Genomic DNA, 967 nt, shown 5'->3' on the forward strand with positions numbered 1-967 from the left:
CGTGCGGGAAGACCTCGCGCGCGCCGAGCAGCCGCTCGCTCGCGGTCTCGGCGGTGCTGCCGCGTTCGAGCTCGGGCGTCAGCCGCCCCCGCGTGCGGGCGGCGTCGAACGGGAGCGTGACGAGCGCGACATCCGTGTGCCCGAGGCTCTTGAGGTATTCGGCCCCGCGCCGGGTCGCCTCGCGGTTGTCGATGGAGATCTTCGGCACGTCGTCGCCGGCATCGCCCTCGATCGCGACGGCCGGGATGCCGCGGCGGCGCAGCGCCTCGACGGAGTGGCCGAGTCGCGGGCTGCACCCGACGAGCACGACCGCGTCGACGGGTGCGCTCTCGATGCCGACCGCGTGGCCGCCCGCCTCACCGGTGTCGGTGAGCAGCAGCAGGCCCGCCCCAAGCGGCGCGATGCCCTCGGTGATGCCGTCGAGCATCTGGATCTTCACCGGGTCGAGGAAGGCCGCGCGCACGCGCTCCTCGAGCACGACGCCGACGATGCCCGATCGACCCTGGCGCAGGGAGCGGGCGCGCGGGTCGGGTCCGGCGTAGCCGAGGGCGGATGCCGCGGCGAGCACGCGCTCCTTCGTGGCATCCGACACCGGGCCCGAGCCGCTGAAGGCGAGCGACGCGGTCGACGGCGACACTCCCGCCTTGGCCGCGACGTCGGCGAGCGTCGGGCGGGGTGGGGCAGCCTGGTGCATGGGCTGATTCTAGGCCGAATCGATTCGAGCGCGCCCGGAGCCGCAAGCACGGGTTCCAGAGCCCCTCGCTGTACGTCACTGCGGATATACGATCGGGCGCGCCGAGCTGTGCTGGTTCGCGCCGGGGTGTCGGATCGTATATCCGCAGTCGGTGACAATCGGTGACAGACGGTGACGGTGACGGTGACGGTGACGGTGACGGTGCACACGACGAGCCGCGCGAGGCGGCGACCGCGCGGGCGGATGCCGCGGCGTCAGCTCGCGGCGACCGCG

Annotated in this window: 1 protein-coding gene; it reads right to left on the bottom strand. The window is 73.5% G+C overall.

Features of this window, described 5'->3' with window-relative positions:
• Positions 1–694 (bottom strand): LacI family DNA-binding transcriptional regulator (locus GH736_RS23485; protein ID WP_159607479.1); only part of this gene is annotated, 694 nt, incomplete at its 3' end.
• Positions 695–967: the final 273 nt, after the last annotated feature.

This window comes from Agromyces humi, assembly GCF_009720255.1.
In the GTDB taxonomy this organism is placed as follows: Bacteria; Actinomycetota; Actinomycetes; order Actinomycetales; family Microbacteriaceae; genus Agromyces; species Agromyces humi.